At 32.5% G+C, this 19,231-nt stretch carries 18 protein-coding genes; 13 read left to right on the forward strand and 5 right to left on the reverse strand.

Going from position 1 to position 19,231, the window contains the following annotated elements:
- Positions 1 to 215 precede the first annotated feature (215 nt).
- Positions 216 to 2,588, reverse strand: a complete 2,373-nt coding sequence (locus IV513_RS09285; RefSeq protein ID WP_209390297.1) for an outer membrane beta-barrel family protein — start codon at positions 2,586 to 2,588, stop codon at positions 216 to 218.
- A gap of 126 nt (positions 2,589 to 2,714) precedes the next feature.
- Here IV513_RS09285 and IV513_RS09290 point away from each other — a divergent pair, with 126 nt between their 5' ends.
- Both IV513_RS09290 and IV513_RS09295 read left to right on the forward strand, forming a co-directional pair.
- On the forward strand, positions 2,715 to 4,034 hold the full coding sequence (locus IV513_RS09290) for a sensor histidine kinase KdpD (protein WP_209390298.1): 1,320 nt from the start codon (positions 2,715 to 2,717) through the stop codon (positions 4,032 to 4,034).
- Positions 4,024 to 4,710 (forward strand): response regulator transcription factor, encoded by a 687-nt coding sequence (locus tag IV513_RS09295; protein WP_209390299.1) that lies wholly within the window; start codon positions 4,024 to 4,026, stop codon positions 4,708 to 4,710. The genes IV513_RS09290 and IV513_RS09295 overlap by 11 nt, the downstream gene beginning before the upstream one ends.
- A gap of 51 nt (positions 4,711 to 4,761) precedes the next feature.
- Here the strand turns inward: IV513_RS09295 and IV513_RS09300 are convergent, their stop codons facing one another.
- Positions 4,762 to 5,643 (reverse strand): SDR family oxidoreductase, encoded by an 882-nt coding sequence (locus tag IV513_RS09300; RefSeq protein WP_209390300.1) that lies wholly within the window; start codon positions 5,641 to 5,643, stop codon positions 4,762 to 4,764.
- Positions 5,644 to 5,809: 166 nt separating this feature from the next.
- Positions 5,810 to 6,223 carry a DUF1573 domain-containing protein gene (locus tag IV513_RS09305; protein ID WP_209390301.1) on the reverse strand — a complete coding sequence of 138 codons (414 nt, stop codon included), beginning with the start codon at positions 6,221 to 6,223 and terminating at the stop codon, positions 5,810 to 5,812.
- 162 nt (positions 6,224 to 6,385) lie between these two features.
- Here IV513_RS09305 and IV513_RS09310 point away from each other — a divergent pair, with 162 nt between their 5' ends.
- The gene (locus tag IV513_RS09310) at positions 6,386 to 7,639 is read left to right on the forward strand and encodes a sensor histidine kinase KdpD (RefSeq protein WP_209390302.1); all 1,254 of its coding nucleotides are present in this window, start codon (positions 6,386 to 6,388) and stop codon (positions 7,637 to 7,639) included.
- A 3-nt stretch (positions 7,640 to 7,642) separates the two neighbouring features.
- Positions 7,643 to 8,338, forward strand: coding sequence for a response regulator transcription factor (locus IV513_RS09315; protein ID WP_209390303.1), 696 nt, complete (start codon positions 7,643 to 7,645; stop codon positions 8,336 to 8,338).
- Positions 8,339 to 8,414: 76 nt separating this feature from the next.
- On the opposite strand, the gene IV513_RS09320 is transcribed toward IV513_RS09315, so the two are convergent.
- Positions 8,415 to 9,752 carry a dihydroorotase gene (locus IV513_RS09320; RefSeq protein ID WP_209390304.1) on the reverse strand — a complete coding sequence of 446 codons (1,338 nt, stop codon included), beginning with the start codon at positions 9,750 to 9,752 and terminating at the stop codon, positions 8,415 to 8,417.
- 142 nt (positions 9,753 to 9,894) lie between these two features.
- Here IV513_RS09320 and IV513_RS09325 point away from each other — a divergent pair, with 142 nt between their 5' ends.
- The 8 genes from IV513_RS09325 to ribA all read left to right on the forward strand — a co-directional run bounded on the left by IV513_RS09325 (position 9,895) and on the right by ribA (position 16,813).
- Positions 9,895 to 11,352, forward strand: coding sequence for a lipopolysaccharide biosynthesis protein (locus IV513_RS09325; RefSeq protein WP_245168908.1), 1,458 nt, complete (start codon positions 9,895 to 9,897; stop codon positions 11,350 to 11,352).
- A 24-nt stretch (positions 11,353 to 11,376) separates the two neighbouring features.
- Positions 11,377 to 12,393, forward strand: coding sequence for a sugar phosphate nucleotidyltransferase (locus tag IV513_RS09330; protein WP_209390305.1), 1,017 nt, complete (start codon positions 11,377 to 11,379; stop codon positions 12,391 to 12,393).
- A 133-nt stretch (positions 12,394 to 12,526) separates the two neighbouring features.
- Positions 12,527 to 13,372, forward strand: a complete 846-nt coding sequence (locus tag IV513_RS09335; protein ID WP_209390306.1) for a DUF4292 domain-containing protein — start codon at positions 12,527 to 12,529, stop codon at positions 13,370 to 13,372.
- On the forward strand, positions 13,369 to 14,892 hold the full coding sequence (locus IV513_RS09340; protein WP_209390307.1) for a murein hydrolase activator EnvC: 1,524 nt from the start codon (positions 13,369 to 13,371) through the stop codon (positions 14,890 to 14,892). Before IV513_RS09335 ends, IV513_RS09340 begins: the two co-directional genes overlap by 4 nt.
- A 32-nt stretch (positions 14,893 to 14,924) precedes the next feature.
- Positions 14,925 to 15,137 (forward strand): twin-arginine translocase TatA/TatE family subunit, encoded by a 213-nt coding sequence (locus tag IV513_RS09345; protein WP_209390308.1) that lies wholly within the window; start codon positions 14,925 to 14,927, stop codon positions 15,135 to 15,137.
- Between the two features lie 15 nt (positions 15,138 to 15,152).
- On the forward strand, positions 15,153 to 15,764 hold the full coding sequence (locus tag IV513_RS09350) for a DUF4254 domain-containing protein (RefSeq protein ID WP_209390309.1): 612 nt from the start codon (positions 15,153 to 15,155) through the stop codon (positions 15,762 to 15,764).
- Positions 15,761 to 16,207 (forward strand): hypothetical protein, encoded by a 447-nt coding sequence (locus IV513_RS09355; protein WP_209390310.1) that lies wholly within the window; start codon positions 15,761 to 15,763, stop codon positions 16,205 to 16,207. Before IV513_RS09350 ends, IV513_RS09355 begins: the two co-directional genes overlap by 4 nt.
- An 18-nt stretch (positions 16,208 to 16,225) precedes the next feature.
- Positions 16,226 to 16,813, forward strand: a complete 588-nt coding sequence (gene ribA, locus IV513_RS09360; protein ID WP_209390311.1) for a GTP cyclohydrolase II — start codon at positions 16,226 to 16,228, stop codon at positions 16,811 to 16,813.
- Between the two features lie 91 nt (positions 16,814 to 16,904).
- Here ribA and IV513_RS09365 read toward each other — a convergent pair whose 3' ends face one another.
- On the reverse strand, positions 16,905 to 17,402 hold the full coding sequence (locus IV513_RS09365; protein WP_209390312.1) for a hypothetical protein: 498 nt from the start codon (positions 17,400 to 17,402) through the stop codon (positions 16,905 to 16,907).
- Positions 17,403 to 17,530: 128 nt separating this feature from the next.
- Here IV513_RS09365 and IV513_RS09370 point away from each other — a divergent pair, with 128 nt between their 5' ends.
- Complete coding sequence (locus tag IV513_RS09370) at positions 17,531 to 19,231, forward strand: glycoside hydrolase family 3 protein (RefSeq protein WP_209390313.1); 1,701 nt, start codon at positions 17,531 to 17,533, stop codon at positions 19,229 to 19,231.

The following is a 19,231-nucleotide window of genomic DNA, read 5'->3' on the forward strand; positions in this document are numbered from 1 at the left end:
TCTGTCCCAAAATGTGCTGAAAAACTGAATAAATTCATATCTAATTGTTTGATTACTACAAATATACAAAAGTTATGATAAATTACGGATATTCATATTCATTAAATGATGTTTTAAAATAATTTAAAAACATAAAACAAAATAGTGGTTAGAGAATTATTCTATTACAATATTAATTTTCTTTCATAATCTAAGTAAAGAGTAAAATTCATCTATTACAATCTTTCCTGTTCATCGGATTTTTTAATGGTTTTGGTATTTTTTACAGATTGATTTCCAAAATTATACTTTAGAGAAATAGTAAAACCTTGTGTATCCTGATAATCTAAAAAATAATTATCCTGATTGCCATATTTTGTACTTACTTTTTGTTTTGTTGATTTAAAAATATCATTAAAAATAAGAGCAGTTTCTAACTTTTTATTGAAAAACTTTCTGTTCATTACAAAGTATGCAGACCATGAACTGGATATTCTGAAAGTCCCCTGAATTGCCGGTGAATAATAATTTTGTCCGATTTCCATTTTCCAGTCAGAATTTTTATCCAATGTAAAACTTGTTGAAATATTAGAGACCCAGTTCCAAACTTTATTTTTATTTAAGACTCCATCAATTCCCTTGAAGTAATTTTCATTGTGCTCAAGATTTTCAGAAACCACTAAACTCCACCATGGTTTTATTTCAAAATTTTTATAAAGACTCATTCCGAAAGCTTCTCCTTTTTCAATATTAGTATAATAATAGATCAAATTATTGTTTTCGTGTTCTTGAAAAGAAATTTCCATGGACGGGAAAAGCTCTTTACGGTAGTAAAAATCAATATTCCAGTTTTTAAAAGAGTAAGTTAAATTAAGATTATGAGTAATGGTTGCTTTGAGTTTAGGATCTCCCTGATAATAGGAAAATAGATTGTAGTAAGATTTCGCAGGATTAAGCCAAGAATAAAATGGTCTGCTGATTCTTTTTCCGTAGGAGAATCCAAATTCGTGCTTTTTATCTGTAGTATATTGAGCATAAAATGTTGGAAATAAGCTCCAGTAATTATTTTTGTTCACTTCATAAGGTTCCGAAACGATGCCTTCAAGATTTGTCATTTCAGTACGGAGTCCACCTTTAAAATTCCATTTTCCGACATTATAGGCTAAAGATGCATAAAGAGCAAAATTGTTTTCTTTATAATCAAAATTACTGCTTTTTAAAGGTTTGTATTCGAATGAACCATTTTCGTTATCAGAAAAGCTGAGTTTGCTGTCTGTTTTTACAAAACTATATTTAGTGCCCGACTCTAATTCTAGCCGGTTGCCTTTCCATTGGTAATCTAGCTGTGTGGAATAAAGCTGGACGTTATTTTTATGATCTGTGATGAAGTTATTCTCTTTAGGATTTTGATTGGCGAAATTCAGAAATGTAAGTACATCTTGATATTTCGTGGCGTTATTTCCTGTGAAATAATTAATCCATGAAATACTGCTTTTCTTATTCAGTTTTCTGTCTAACTGAAAGCTTAAAGAATTATTAATAGTCCTCGAGTAATGATCATTAATAGTAGTATAGTTAGATTGAGCAATGTTCTGCGAATTGTAAATAATGGTAGGAACATGGTATGTACCAATAGATTTTGGATTGAAGTAACCAGAATAATTCAAACTTGCTGTGGTAAGAGTATCGATTTCATATTCAATATTAAAATTTAAGGTATTTTGGCTTTTTGCCTGATCTTTTCGGTTCATTGTGCTTATCCATGTTGTAGCATCTTCAGGATAATTTACATATCCTGTTTCTTCCCTGTAATAAGTGCCTGTTCCTCTAAAATAACTTGCCATCACAGAAATTTTGTCTTTTTTATAATATTGAGAAATACCCGCAACACCTTTTGCATATTGAGTCTGAACGTATTTGGAAGAAATAATTCCGCGATATCCTTCAATTTTGTTCTTCTTCATTACAATATTTAAAACTGCAGAACCTTCAGCTTCATATTTTGCCGGTGGATTGGTAATGACTTCCACAGATTTTACATCATCACCTTGAGTGTTTTCGAGAAAATTTTTGAGTTCTTCGCCACTCATCATCACTTTTTTATCGTTGATGGTTATCAGAACAGACGTTCCACCTTTTACTGCCAAAAGATCATTGTTAACAGTTACCTGAGGTGTTTTTTTTAGAATTTCCCATGCATTGAGAGAAGATATATTAGAATTTTCTACATTAAATTCAAGCCTGTCTACTTTTCTTTTCACTAAAGGTTTTTTCTTGGTGAGAGATACTCCTTCAATTTCTTTGTGATTGTTTTTCAGAATAATTTCTATTTTTTTATTGGTGTTTTCAGTATTGATGATTTTTTCGTAGGACAGATAATTTTCGTCCTGAATTTTAATTTTAAAAGACTGATTCGGAATATTTTCAAATGAAAATTCTCCTTCCTGATTCGTGAGTAAACTTTTAAATAAAATATTATCAGCAGAAAATAAATCAATTCTAATAGAATCGAGCGGTTGTTTTTCGGTATTCGATATACTTCCCGATATTTTTTTTGATTGTGAAAAAATGAAAACAGGAAATACCAGAAGTAATAGATATTTATACATGACAATTGTTTTTGATTGATTGAACACGACAAAATTCTTTATTGAAAATGAATATTTGGGTTAATGGAAGGTTAATGAGAGGTTAATACAAAAAACTAAGTTTTCTAATTGTATATATTTGCCAAGATGATTTCTAGAAGTAAATATCTGGTTTGGCTTTTTGCTGGTCTGTTCCTGCTTTTGTTAGGAATACAGGTTTACTTTATGTATAAAACCTATCAGGTGAAGAAACGAGAAATCTATACTTCGGTTCTTTCTAAAATCACTAAACATATTGATGATTTGGAAGATTTGGGCGAGCTGGATGAACAGGATAAGAAAAGTTCAAAAAATATTCTTACAAAATACGCTCATAAAGAAATCAGTAAAAAAGAATTTCTTAATTATTTTACAGAAAACAGAAATAAAACCAGAAATAAACTCAGCTATTACATTGACAGTCAATTTAAAAAAGAAGGATATAATGTTGCTGCAAGAATTGTTTATTTATCCATTATTTCAATTCCAGACAGTACAAAGCTAATTAAGAATCCCATCATTTTCTATGAAACAAATAATAAGGTAGAGCAACCCGGTGTATCCCAAACCGGAAAATGGGAAACAAAATCTACCTCTACCTCCGGAAAAAATGATACTTTTAAGAAAACAGATTCTTTTCTTATACGAAGTAAAACCGATTTTGAAATTTTAAATATTAACATAATCGTTTTCAAAGAACTCACTTTGCTTATTTTATGTTGCATCGCCATACTTCTCAGTGTTTTAATTTTATATATTTTTACTGTTAATAATCTCATTAAACAGCAAAAACAGGTAGAAGTTCTCCATACCGTTGTAGATAATATTTCTCATGAATTTAAAACCCCGATTGCCACTCTGAAAATTGCATCTAAAACATTAAAAAAAGAGTACAATCCAGAAATTTTTCCTTTAATAGACCGACAAATCTCCAGATTAGAAGATCTCATGCTGCAACTTCACGCCGAAGAAACTATTGAGGGAAATTCAAAAATATATCGGGAAGACTGGGATTTTTTTGTTAACGATTTAGCTTTTACCTATCCAGATACAGTGTTTAAACTGAACAATTTCAGTTCGGATGTGCTTCCCTTCGATAAAAAGTTAATGGAGACCGTAATTAAAAATCTCTGTGAAAACAGCGTTAAATATGGTGCTTCTAGAATTTTAATCGAATTAAAAACCATTCAAAATAAACTGGAAATTACCATTTCTGATAACGGAATCGGAATGGAAAAAAAAGAACTGAATAGTATTTTTGAAAAATTCTACAGAATACAGTCTAATAACATCCACAACAGTAAAGGATTAGGCTTAGGTTTGTTTTTTGTAAAGAAAATCATCGAAAATTATAACGGTAAAATAGAAGTTTCTAGCGTGGTGAACGAAGGAACAATATTTAAAATTTTTATTCCTTATGAATATTAAAATTCTTTTGGCAGAAGACGATTCAGACTTCGGAATGATTTTGAAACAGTATCTGGAGTTGGAAGGCTTCGAAATTTTTTGGTTTCAGAATCCGGAAGATATTGTTTGTGCTTTAAAGTCGGATTTTAATTTTAATATTGGGATTTTAGATATTATGATGCCCAATATTGATGGTTTTTCTTTGGCGAAAATGATTTTGAAGGAAAAACCAGACTTTCCTATTTTGTTTTTAACTGCCAAAAACCAGAAAATAGATCGTTTAACAGGGTTGAAAATTGGTGCCGATGATTATATTTCTAAACCATGCGATCCCGAAGAACTTACTTTGAGAATTAAAAATATTCTGAAAAGATCTGTAATTTCAGAATCGATTACTCAATATAAAATAGGGACTTACATTTTAGATACGGAAAAACTTCTTCTCATACATCCAAATGAAAAGATAAGATTAACGATTCGAGAAAATGAGTTGTTGCTTTATCTTCTTAAATTCAATCATAAAACTATAAAAAGAGATGATATTCTTAATAATCTGTGGGAAACCAACGATTATTTTACAGGAAGAAGTCTCGATGTTTTTATCAGTCGGCTGAGAAAATATTTTCAGCATGATTACGAAATAAAAATCCAATCCCTCAGAGGAATTGGATTTGAAATAAATTTTCCTGAAAACTGATTTTCGCCTAAATTATAATTGTACAGAAGAAAATTTAAGCAAATATTATAATCAATTTGATTTTTTAGCTTTAATCATTGCTTCTAAAGCATCCCACATTTCCTGCGGAATGTCTTCCAGCATATTAAATTCACCCGCACCCTGAAGCCATTCGCCACCATCTATCGTTACAACCTCGCCATTCATGTAAGCAGAATAATCTGAAACCAAATATGCGGCAAGATTTGCCAATTCCTGATGTTCTCCAACTCTTCTGAGCGGAACTTTTTTTCTCATATCAAATTTTTCCTGCAAATCTCCCGGAAGCAACCTATCCCATGCACCTTTTGTAGGGAAAGGTCCCGGTGCAATCGCATTAAAACGAATTCCATACTTTGCCCATTCTACGGCAAGACTTCTCGTCATTGCCAAAACGCCGGCTTTTGCACATGCAGAAGGAACTACGTACGCAGAACCCGTCCAGGAATATGTGGTTACAATATTTAGAACTGTTCCCGGGATTTTATTATCGATCCAGTATTTCCCGATTGAAAGTGTGCAGTTTTTAGTTCCTTTCAATACGATATCTAAAATAGAATCAAAGGCAGAATGCGTTAATCTTTCGGTTGGCGAAATGAAGTTTCCGGCTGCATTGTTGAGAAGGATATCAATTCTTCCAAACTCTTTTATTGCAGCTTCTTTCATTGCTTCCACTTCGTCCCAGTTTCTAACGTCACAAGCTACAGAAAGTACTTTCCCGCCAGTCTGTTCTTCCAGTTCTTTAGCGGTTAACTGCAATTTTTCTAAATTTCTGGATGTGATGACAACTTTTGCACCGAGTTCCAGAAAATATTTTGTCATTGCTTTTCCGAGACCGCTTCCGCCGCCTGTTACGATGGCAACTTTGTCTTTTAATGCTCCTTCACGAAGCATGGGTTGGGTATATAAGTTCATATTAAATAATATTTTTAATAATGTAAGCTTTGTAAATTTACTGTAAAATTTCTTTTAATTGTTTTTTTAAGTTATGCATGAGATATTAAGTTTCAGGAACAATAAAAAAAGAGGCTATCTCAGTAGAGACAGCCTCGTGCTACAATTATTAAATTAAACTAACTGGTTATTTATTAGCTATTACATTTCCTTTAAAAGAAAGGGTTTTAGGAGTTTTCGTATCGCTGGTTGTAACAGTTACTGTTTTAGTAAATGCTCCTGCACTTGCAGCATTATAACTTGCTTCTACAAAACCTTTTGCTCCTGGCTTAATCTCACCTTTGGTATAATTGGCTGTTGTACACCCGCAAGACGGAGCTACATTTTCTATCATAATTGGTTTTCCTGTTGTATTGGTAAACTCAAATCTGATTAATTTTGGTTTTCCTTGCGGAATGTTTCCTACATCAATAGTTTCAGATTTCCATTTGATGTCTGCTAAAACTTTAATTACAGACAGGTTTTCAACAGGTAAAACATTGGCATAAAAAGGTGAAAATGCCAAAGCTGCTAAAAGTGCAGAAATTGTAAATTTTTTCATAGGTTTTTTGATTTTAAAATTAATAATTATTCTAACGTTTATTTGATATAACAAATGTAAAACCCAATTCCGAAAAAAATTGTTAATTGGTATCTAATGTTTGTTAATGAGTTGTTAACAGTATTAAAATTATCTTTTTTTTAAATAATATTGCTTGGAAATATGGAGATTAAAAGACTAAATATCATCATCAGCTTAGGTTTTGTAGCAATTATTGGGATTTTAGTTGCTCAGCTTCTCTGGACAAGACAGGCTTATCATCTCGAAGACAAAAAATTCAATCAGAAAGTTAATTTGGCTTTACTAGAAGTGGTTAAAAAGCTGTATGGTTCTAAAGTGACTTTTACAGAAAATCCGGTTCAGAATGTGGCAAACGATTATTATGTAGTTAACATTAACAACGAATTTGATCCCGGTATTTTAGAACATTATTTAAAAACTGAATTCACGAGATTTCAGATCAATACAGATTATGTGTATGCTGTTTATAACTGCCACAGCGACCGAATGGTTTACGGAAGATATGTTTCTACCCATGAAGAAGACATTCAGGATAAAGTAATTACCTTCCCGAAGCACAAAAATCTGGTATATTATTTTTCGATTCGTTTTCCGGACAAAACGGCTTATCTTGTAAGTTCTCTTAAATTTTGGTATTTACTTACGATAGCTTTAATTATTATACTTTTTGTATATGTTTACTCTATTTATACCATTATTCAGCAGAAAAAGTTCTCAGAACTTCAGAGAGATTTCATTAATAATATGACGCATGAGTTCAAAACTCCTTTATCATCCATACTTTTGGCGGCAGAAGCATTGCATCAGCAAGAAGAGGTTCAAAACAGCAAAAAACTGAAAACTTATGCTTCCATCATCGCCAATCAGGGCAATAAGCTCAATCTTCACATAGAAAAGATTCTTAATATTGCTAAAAACGATGCTTCCGGAGTAAAGCTGAATCTCCAAAAACTGAATCTTTCTTTATTTTTGAATGATATTAAAAATCAGATAGAGCAAAAAAATGAAAATGTAAAAATCGACATTCAGGTTGAAAACTCCACTCATATTGTTGCAGACGAATTTCATTTCAGCAATATGGTGCATAATATTATAGACAATTCCATAAAATATTGTGAAGAAAATCCTCATATTCAAATTTTTGAAACCAAAGATGCAAAAGGATTATATTTGAAATTTAAAGATAATGGGATTGGGATTTCAAACCATAATATCAATTCTGTCTTTACTCAGTTTTATAGAATTAATACTCAGAAATCGGATGAGGTAAGTGGTTTTGGTCTTGGTTTATTTTATGTAAAAAAGATGGTTCAGCTACACCACTGGAAGATTTCTTTGCAAAACAATACAGATAAAGGCATTACATTGTCGATTTTTACACCCTATCAAAATTAAAAGATGAGTAAATCTAAGATTTTATATGCCGAAGACGATCAAACAATTGCTTTTCTAATTCAGGACAGTTTAGAAAATCATTATGATATCCATTACTGTTCAGACGGAAAATCTGCAATGGAAGCATTTAATAATAACGATTTTGATATTTGCCTTCTCGATATTATGATGCCTAAAATGGATGGTTTTGAACTCGCCCAATACATCAGAAATAAAAATTCGGATATTCCTATTATTTTTATTTCTGCAAAATCTTTAAAAGAAGATCGTATTAAAGGACTGAAAATTGGAGCAGACGATTATTTGGTAAAACCTTTCAGCATTGAAGAATTAATTTTAAAAATTGAAATTTTTCTGAAAAGATCACGAAAAATAGATGTTCAATCCTCTAATTACACAGTGGGAAGTTTCTCCTTTGATCCAAAAAATTATATTCTGCAAGATAAAAACGGTAAAGAGGTTTCGCTTACGCAAAGAGAATCAGATTTGTTGCTACTATTCATCAAGAACAAAAATTCTGTTCTGAAAAGACAGGAAATCCTGAACGCAATCTGGGGAGATGATGATTATTTTATGGGACGAAGTCTGGATGTTTTTATATCGAGGCTGAGAAAAATATTTTCTGATGAGGAAAGTATTGCTATAGAAAATATTCACGGAGTTGGATTTCGTTTTGCCGAAAAAACAGATAAAAAATGATAAAAGAAAAGAAACAAGAATAATTGTAAATTTTAAAATCTAAATCTATCCTTGTTTCTTTTACGATATATAAAATTTAATTTTCCACTTCAAAAAGCAGTCGCTCTCCGAATTTTTCTTCATTTATTTTTCCATTATCGTACACCAAATTTCCGTTCACAAACGTATGGGTAACTTTGGTGCTGAAATTCATTCCTTCCAACGGACTCCAACCACATTTGTAAAGGATATTTTCTTTCTCAACCGTCCAGTTTTTATTCAAATCTACCAAAACCAAATCTGCCTTGTAGCCTTCTCTGATAAAACCTCTTTTCTCTATTCTGAATAAAATTGCTGGGTTATGAGCCATTTTTTCAACAATTCTTTCTAAAGAAATTTTTCCTTGTTTGAAGTTTTCCAGCATCACTGTTAAAGAATGTTGTACCAAAGGTGCTCCGGAAGGACATTTGGTGTAAACGTTTTGCTTTTCTTCCCAAGAATGGGGTGCATGGTCGGTCGCAATCACATCAATTCTGTCATCCAGCAACGCTTCCCAAAGTCCGTCTTTGTCTTTTTGCGTTTTTACAGCGGGATTCCATTTTATTAAGCCGCCTTTTGTTTCGTAATCTTCGTTGGTGAACGTTAGATGGTGAACACAAACTTCAGCCGTTATTTTTTTATCTTTTAGAGGAATATCATTTCTGAAAAGGTCTGTTTCTTTCGCTGTTGACAAATGGAAAACGTGCAATCTTGCTCCCGTCTTTTTTGCCAGTTCAATGGCTTTTGAAGAAGATTTGTAGCAAGCTTCTTCACTTCTAATTAAATGATGAAATTTTACCGGAATATCTTCGCCATATTCATCCAGATATTTTTGAGTGTTTTCACGAATTGTGGCTTCATCCTCACAGTGAACGGCAATCAGCATTTTGGTATTGCTGAAAATATTTTCCAAAGTTTCCGGATTATCAACCAACATATTTCCTGTGGAAGAACCGAGAAACAATTTAATTCCGGGAACATTTCTCGGATTGGTTTTCAGAACTTCTTCAAGATTATCATTGGTTCCGCCCATCATAAAACCATAATTCGCAAATGATTTCTTTGAAGCAATCTCGTATTTATCCGCCAGTAATTCCTGAGTTACGGCATTCGGAACGGTATTCGGTTGCTCAATAAAGCTTGTAGTTCCACCAGCGATTGCAGCTCTAGATTCAGATTCAATATCACCTTTCCACGTTAAGCCCGGCTCTCGGAAATGCACCTGATCGTCAATTAAGCCCGGTAAAAGATATTTTCCTGAAGCATCGATAATTTGGTCTGCTTCTTCAGAAATATTTTTGGCAATTTTAGAAATAATATCATTTTCAATAAGGACATCATTTTCAGAAACTATTCCTTCATTAACGATTTGAGCATTTTTTATTAGGATTTTCATTGTAAATTGTATTCGAATTACATTCTGTAAAAATACGTCTTTTGGTATGATTTTCTGTGATAAGGTACAGGCAAAAATGTAGTGATGAAGTTTTTTTACATTTTTTAATTAAAACTATACCTTTGCAAAAAATATTATCGTTTTGAAGAAACTGCTCGGACAAACTGCTCTGTATGGATTAACAACTGTTATTATAAGGCTTTTTCCATTTGTAATTAATCCTATTATCACAAGAACTTTCGGTCCATCTGCTTATTCCCCTTATGCCGATTTTTATTCGGTTGCAGGCGTTATCGCTGTACTTTTAACCCACGGAATGGAAACTACTTTCTTCCGTTTTGCTTTGGATGAAAAAGATGATAGAAAGCTGATTTCAACTTCTTTTTTCAGTGTTCTGGCGGTAACTTTGGTTTATCTCGTTTTCACATTATTATATAGGCAACCACTTGCAAATGCTTTTAAGACACCAGATCAGGTAGATTTGTTAGCAATTCTTACTGTGACTTTAGCTTTGGATGCATTCTGTGCCATGCCTTTTGTAATGCTCAGAAAAAATGAAAGACCTTTAAAATATGCGGGAATAAGAATCACCAATGGTATTATCAATTTTCTTTTGGTGGTATTCTTTATCATTATACTTCCAAAATATCCAAACGGTATTTTGGGTTTAAAATACAATCCGAAATTTGGTATAGGGTATGTATTTGTTGCCAATCTTGTAGCAAGTGTTGTTACCTTCGTAATGCTTTCAAAAGAGCTTTTTATTGCGAGAATAAAATATTTCTCTTGGGAGCTGTGGAAGAAGATGATAAAGTATTCTTGGCCTATTACCATTGCTGGCTTAGCAGGAATTATCAATGAAACATTCGACAGGCAATTTTTGAAATTTTTGTTACCCGAAGAAATAGGGCGACATGAATTAGGAGTTTACGGAGGTGTGGCTAAAGTGGTTACTTTTGTAGTTCTTTTTAGACAGGCTTATGCATTAGGTATAGAACCCTTTTTCTTCAGTAGTTCCAAGAACAAAAATGCCAAACAGATGTATGTACGACTTATGGATATTTTTATTGCGGTAAATTGTATTATTGTTCTATTTTTATCTGTAAATCTTGAGTGGATTGCAAAAATATACATCAATAATCCAGAATATTATGAAGGAATAGGAATTTTGCCCATTCTGTTTTTTGCAAGTTTGTTTTTAGGGATTTATCTTAATCTTTCTATTTGGTATAAACTTACAGACAGAACTATTATTGGAGCATATATTTCGGGTATTGGAGTTGCTGTCACAATTCTTATCAACTTTTACTTTATTCCAAAATTTGGGTATTGGGCATCTACGTGGGCAACACTTGCAAGTTACTTTGTAATGATGGTTATTTCGTACATCTGGGGACAATATAAATATCCAGTATCTTACAATATTTATAAAAATATCATTGTTATTTTGGTAACAATACTTTGTTCATTGCTGTGTTATCAATATTTAAAACAAAACATTTGGCTGGGAAATGTTATATTTATACTTTTGGCTGCTATTTTAATAAAAAATGAAAAAATAATTCCTGAAAAAATTATTAATCGTATCAAAAAAATTTAAAACTCGAATATTAAAAAACAATATATGAAAATTATCGTCCCTATGGCGGGAAAAGGTTCCCGATTAAGACCACATACTTTAACGGTGCCTAAACCTCTTATTCCTATCGCGGGCAAACCAATTGTACAGAGATTGGTAGAAGATATTGCAAAAGTTGCCGGAGAAAAAATTGAAGAAATTGCATTTATTATTGGTGATTTCGGTGCAGAAGTAGAGCAATCTTTAATTAAAATTGCAGAAAGTCTTGGTGCAAAAGCGAGTATTTATGTTCAAAATGAAGCTTTAGGAACCGCTCATGCAATAAAATGTGCAGAACAGTCGATGCAGGGTAATGTTGTGATTGCTTTTGCAGATACTCTCTTTAAAGCAGATTTTACTTTAGATACCAATGCAGATGGTGTTATTTGGGTGAAAAAAGTAGATGATCCTTCTGCTTTCGGGGTGGTAAAATTAGACGATTATGGTTTCATAACAGACTTTATAGAAAAGCCTCAGACTTTTGTTTCAGATCTTGCTATTATTGGGATTTATTATTTCAATTCTGCTGAAAAACTAATGGCTGAAATTAATTATATCATGGAAAATGATATTAAAGTGAGCGGAGAATACCAACTAACAACAGCATTGGAAAATCTTCGTAAAAAAGATGCTAAATTTTCTTTAGGAAAGGTTGATGACTGGATGGATTGTGGTAACAAAAATGCAACGGTAGAAACCAATGGAAAAATTTTAGAGTACGAAAAACATCTTTTTACAGAGTATCCTGAGTCTGCAAATATTCAGAATTCATTAATTATACAGCCTTGTTATATTGGTGAAGGAGTAGAAATTTCAAATTCTAAAATAGGTCCTTACGTTTCATTAGGAAAAGGAACTAAAGTGATTAATTCGAATATAGACAATTCTTTAATACAGGAAAAAACTGTTATCGATCACGGAAACCTTTCCAATTCTATGATTGGAAGTTCTGCACAATATTTTGGAGTAGCCAGAGAGATTTCCTTAGGAGATTTTTCCGTACTCGATTTCCTGTCTAAATAATATTTAAAATACATCATACTAAAACCACACAATACTATTTTGTGTGGTTTGGCGTTAATATTGCAAAAAAATGAATGTGGTTTTAAATTGATAAAGTTTATGACCACTTCAAAATAAATTTTAAAGATATTTTATGAAAAACTGGGGCTTTTTACTGTTATTAATATTATTGGTGGTTTCTTGTAGGTCTAAAAAAGCATTGGCTCAGAATTCATCCGAATACGACAGCACTCAGGTGAAAAAATCGGACAGTATAATGGTTCCGAAAGATGCAAAAAATATACAGGACCGTTTAACTTTCTATGAAAACATTCTTCTTCACCCAAAATTCGATGCAGTAAAAATCAGCAGTAAAATTACAGCCGACCAGCTCAGAGTAAGCCCTTTAGACGCAACAATATACATTGAAAACGATAAAAAAATATGGGCAAATATCTCATTTTTAATAATTCCGGCAGCAAGAGCACTCATTACCCCAGAGGGAATTAAAGCTATCGACAGATACAATAAAAATTATATCGATTCTGATTTTGAATATCTTAACAACCTTCTAAATGTTAATTTTATCGACTACAAAACGTTGGAAAAAATACTGATGGGGCGCACCTTTATGAAAATTACGAACAGTAATTCTAATATTGTAAAAAATTCTATGGGTTATCAGCTAACTTCTATTGCGAACCAGAAAATTGTAACAGAAGACAATGTGAGAGAATACAAATTAGAAATGCAGTATACCAACGATTTCAATCTGAATTGGGTTAAATTACAAGATGTAAAATCCAATGACGCTATAGAAATAATTTACGAAAATTGGGAAACATTTCCCAACGAAGTAAAGCTTCCAAAAAATGTTAAAATAATTATAAAAGGGTCAAAATCGAGCCAAATTTTAATTGAAAATACGAAATTTGACTTTTCCAGGATGGAAACACCTTATTCCGTTCCGGGCAGCTACAAGAAAATTGATATTAAATGATTAAAAAAATTAGCATTTTAATAGGCTTTTTGACGTTCGGATTGCAGTTTGGTCAACAAAATAAGGAACAGTTGCAAAAACAGAATGCAGATCTTAAAAAACAAATAGCTCAAATAAATTCAGATCTGGCAAAAACCAGAAATGAATCTAAATTATCTTTATCTTATCTTAATAATGTTAACCAAAAATTAGCACTTAGAGAAAAGGTTTATAACAATACTCAGAAAGAAAAAAGATTTATTGAAGACGAAATTTATCTTCGTCAGTTAGAAATAAACAGACAAAATAGAGAACTTGCCGTTTTAAGAAAAAACTATGCGCAGGTTTTGGTAAATGCCTATAAAAGTAAAGGAGTTCAGAATAAAGTTACTTTTATTTTGTCATCCAAAAGTTTGGGCGAAGCCTTAAGAAGGGTTCGTTACTTAAAAAAATATTCAGATTATCAAGATAAAAAAGCTGCAGAAATTACTACTGCTGCCCAAGATTTGAAAAAATCTGTCGAACTGAAGAAAAAATCTGCTACAGAAAAGGAAACATTATTGGTGAATCAGCAAAAAGATTTAACAACTATTAATGTGGAAAGACAGCAGAAAGAACAATTGGTAAACGATTTTAAGAAGAACGAAACCAAACTTACGGCAGAACTCAGACAAAAACAGGCTCAGTCTAAAGCTCTTGAAGGAAAAATAAGATCTATTATTGCAGAGGAAATAAGAATTGCCAAAGCTGAAGAAGAAAGCAGAAAAAAAGCTGAAGCTGAAAAAATTCGTTTGGCAAAACTTGCTGCAGAAAGAGAAAAGGCAAGAATAGATGCAGAAAATAAAGCAAGAGCTGAAGCTTTAGAAAAACAAAGAAAATTAGCCGAAGCTGAAGCTAAAAAAGCCGCAGATTTGGTTGCTAAAAGAGCAGAAAGCGAAGCTGCCGCAAAAGATGAAGCAAGAAAGTTAGCAGCCAAAAAAGCATCTGATGAAGCGGCATTGCGTGCCAAAGAAGCTAACGATAAACTTATTGCTGCCAAAGCCGCAGAATCGGATTTGGAAAAGAAAAAGGATGCTGAGAAAAAAGCTGCAGAAACAAAAGCAATGACCAATTTTGGAGTTTCATCTTCCGCAGGAAGTAATTTTGCTGCGAGTAAAGGGAGAATTTCGATGCCTGCATCAGGAACCATTACTCATAGATTCGGAAGACAGCAACACCCTGTATTCAAATCTATTTGGGAGGAGAATAATGGTATTAAAATAGCTGTAGCTAAAGGAACTTCTGCAAGAGCAGTTTTTCCGGGAACAGTTTCTCAGGTAATTCCTTCGGCAGATGGCACAAAAACCGTAATGATAAAGCATGGTGATTATTTCACCATCTATTCTAATCTTAGCAATAACACAGTTTCTAAAAACCAGCAGGTTTCAGCGGGAACTGTTGTAGGAACTGTTGCAGAAGATTTTGATGGAACATATACCTTAGATTTCCAGATATGGAACGGGAATAATGCAGTCGATCCATTAAATTGGGTTGCATATTAAAAATTTAAATTAACTTTGCAAAAATAAAAAAAATGAATTTTTTAACGATATTAACACCATTTGCACCGTGGCATTGGATTTTGGTAATACTTGTAATCTTATTGCTTTTCGGTGGAAAAAAAATTCCTGAACTAATGAAAGGTCTAGGATCTGGAATTAAAGAATTTAAAGATGCTGCTAGAGAAGATAAACCAGAAACGAAAACGGAAAACACATCTTCTAACAATACAACGAACAGCAACTAAAAACTCTTTGTTTTCATGAATTTTTCGGAAACTGCCTGGAAAGTCTTCAATCAATCTATTGAAGACTATCATGTATTAGATAACGTAGAAACAATACCATCAAACCCATTTTCTGAAGGAAGTTTGGAACGTATTTTGTATGCTAAGAATTGGATTGACACCGTGCAATGGCATTTAGAAGATATTATCAGAGATGAGAATATTAATCCGTTGGAAGCTTTGCAACTTAAAAGAGCAATAGATGCATCCAACCAAAAAAGAACAGATCTCGTAGAATTTATAGATGGTTGGTTTTTAGATCAATATAAAAATATAGATCCTAAAGCGGAAGCGAAAATTAATACTGAAACTCCTGCGTGGGCAGTAGACAGACTGTCTATTTTAGCTTTGAAAATTTTTCATATGGATTTAGAAGCGAATAGAGAATCTGCAACAGAGCAACATAGAATTGCATGTCAGGCGAAATTAGATGTTCTTCTTTCTCAGAAAAACGATTTATCTACTTCGATTGATCAGTTATTGAAAGATATAGAAAACGGTGATGTTAAGATGAAAGTATACAAACAGATGAAGATGTATAATGATGAAAGTCTTAACCCAATCCTTTACCAAAAGGAGAAAAAATGAAAAGACTTTGTATTCTCGGAATAGTATATATTTTTATGACTTCCTGTGCTACAGAAAAGCTGAATCTTTCCCCAATTTCCAGTAATGTATCATCTGGTGGAGATTCGGACACAAGCAAGGGAATCACGATTAATATTTCCGAAAATATAAATGCTTCAGAAATTACCAATCTTATTTCTTCATTTCCGAAGTTTTCCAATTCAGCTTTAAACGATGAAATTGTAAGTTTAAAGTATACTCTTCAGAATTATCTTTATGCAATTGAAGCTGGAAATATCAGCGGAAAAAGCAAAACCTTAAAGAGCATGGAGAAATCTTACAAAAACATCCAAAAGCTTCGCAAGTACCTTAAAAAGGATGATGATGAAGTTCTTAACAGATATTTGGTAAGAATAAAAACCAATATTTCTGTCATGGAAAATGCTGTAAATACCAAAAAATAAACAAATTATAATTATTCAATGATTAAAATTCAGGCGGAAGCTAACGTTCCTACAGAACATGGTACTTTCCGAATGATCGCTTTTTCGGATAACGAAAACGACTGGATGCCTCACATGGCAATAATTGCTGAAAATACCGACTTTTCAAAACCCGTCAATGTACGTTTTCATTCTGAATGCATTACGGGAGAGGTTTTTCACTCTAAAAAATGTGAATGTGGGCAACAGCTGGATGCGGCAATGAAATTTATGCATGAGAATGGAGGTATAATCGTATATCTCCGACAGGAAGGCAGAAATATAGGAATTATCAATAAACTCAAAGCATATTCGCTTCAGGAAAAAGGATTTGATACTGTACAGGCAAACCTCCAGCTTGGACTTCCTGCAGATGACAGGAATTTTTCTGTAGCCATAGAGATTTTGAACCAACTTAATATTACAGATATCAATCTTCTCACCAATAATCCTGAAAAGGTAAAATTTGTTGAGCAGAGTAATGTTCATCTCAATTCAAGAATTCCTTTACAAATTCCTGCTAATGAAATAAGTAAAGGTTATCTTAAAACCAAAAAAGATTTCTTCGGTCATTTTTTAGATGAATGAGAACAAATCAAAATAAAAAAACAAAAGCTCCGAATTACAGTAGTAGTTCGGAGCTTTCTATTATAAAAATTTGAAAAGATTCTTATTTATTTTATAATTTGTCGTTAATATTAAAATATTTAATAACAGCATTATAATCACTATAATCTACAGGCGTAGATGTTTTACCTGCAACTCCAGGAACTAAAACTATTCTGAATGTTTGATTTACTAAAAATTGCGATTTTTCATCATTAGTCATCTGTGTAGACTGGTTGAAATTAGCTTCTGTTCTTATTTGAACATCTGTTGTAGTAAAATCGAAGTTATAATCTAACTGTCTGTCTGCAGGGAAAGATAAGTTATCGTCTAAGTAAAATGTTTTTGGAATTTGTTGCCAAATTGCGCCACTACCTGTTCCAACATTTCTATAAACTAAAACCACAGTAGTATTGGAAATACTTAGGGGTTGTGTTAATTTGTACCCCCCACCAGAAGTGAATGTACCTGTTACATCTTTTACTTGTGCATGTGCTGTATTATCTACAACAGTAGTATCATCTCTATTATCACAACTTATAACAGTTACAGTTAATAAAGATATCGCCAATATGGAAAATAGTTTTTTCATTTTAAAAAGTTTAATTGTATAATCGAAATCAAAACATATACCAAAAATTATAAAAAGTTTAGTTTCATCATTTTTTTAGTTGTATTTTTGTTTACGTTCGAAACCTTATGAATAAATTATTATTTAACACCCTTTTCTTTGTTATTATTTTCGGCTCAAATGTAGCGGCACAATATCAGCCTAAGAATATTTCCAAAGCAGATTTAAAAAAAGCTGAGGAATGGGTAAGTAAAACCTATGACAACCTTTCTCAGGATGAAAAATTGGGGCAGCTTTTTATTGTTGCACTTTATACTAATAAAGACGAAAATCACATCAGCCAGATTAGAAATATTGTTGTAAACGACAAAATTGGAGGATTGATTTTAATGCAGGACGATGCCGCGAGAGAAATATCGCTCGTTAATGAGTTTCAGCAGAAATCTAAAATTCCTTTAATGATCGGGATGGATGCAGAATGGGGAGTATACCAGAGAATTGCAAAAGCACACAAATTCCCTTGGGCAATGACTTTGGGAGCTATCCAAGACAAGGAATTAATTTATGAAATGTCGTCTAAAATTGCCGAAGACTGCAAAAGAATGGGAATTAATTGGGATTTTGCTCCCGTTGTGGATGTAAATACCAATCCGAACAATCCCATTATCGGAAACAGAAGTTTTGGATCTGACGTTTCGAATGTTACCAAATCAGCATTATCTTATGCAAACGGTTTACAGGATCATCAAATACTTGCGGCAATAAAGCATTTTCCTGGACATGGAGATACCAATACCGATTCTCATTTAGATCTTCCAGTAGTTTCGCACCACCTAGACAGACTGAATTCGGTTGAACTTGCTCCTTTCAAATCTTTAATGAATAAAGGTATTGGCGGTGTAATGGTTGCCCATTTGTATGTACCAAGTTTGGAATCTGAAAAAGGAATTCCGGCTTCAATATCTAAAAATATTATCACCGGATTATTAAAAGAAAAATTAAATTATCAAGGTCTTATCATCACAGATGCTCTTAATATGGGAGCTGTTGCCAATAAATATAAGCCCGGAGAATTAGATGCTCTGGCTTTTAAAGCTGGAAACGACATTATGCTTTTTTCGCAAGGTGTTTCCGAAGGTAAAAGATTAATCCAGAAGGCAATTGATAATGGAGAAATTTCTCAGCTGAGAGTAGAAGAAAGTGTTAAAAAAATACTTCTTACAAAATATTTTTTAGGACTTCATCAATATACTCCAAGAAATCCTGAGAACATCGATTACGATCTCAATAATGATTCGCATAAAAAAATTGTTCAGAATCTTTATTCTAATGCTCTTACATTATTGAAAGATGAAAAAAAACTTCTTCCCCTAAAATCTGAAAAAACGTACTATTATGTCCCTTTAGAAGAAGCACCATACCAGAATTTTGCAGAACGGGTAAATATAAACTCTAACGTTATTTTGAAAAAAGCTTCAGAAATATCTTCTATTCCTGTAAATTCTACAGTGATTATAGGGTTTCACAAAGATAATTCTACAGCTTATAAGCCTTATAAAATTTCTGCAGAGTCTAAAAAAATATTGGCTGAATTAGCAAAAAAACATCAGGTTATTCTAAACGTTTTCGGAAGCCCATACGCATTGAAAGATGTTGATATTTCTAAAGTTTCTACAGTTTTGGTTGCTTATGAAAACAACGAAGATTCTATGAATACTACTGCTGAAGCACTGAACGGTAAAACCAAAATATCGGGAAGACTGCCTGTTTTAGTAAATGATGAATTGAAAGCCGGAATGGGAACAGATTTAAAATCCTGTTCAAAATAA

Origin of the sequence: Chryseobacterium sp. RR2-3-20, assembly GCF_017808115.1 — a bacterium.
GTDB lineage: Bacteria > Bacteroidota > Bacteroidia > Flavobacteriales > Weeksellaceae > Chryseobacterium > Chryseobacterium oryzae.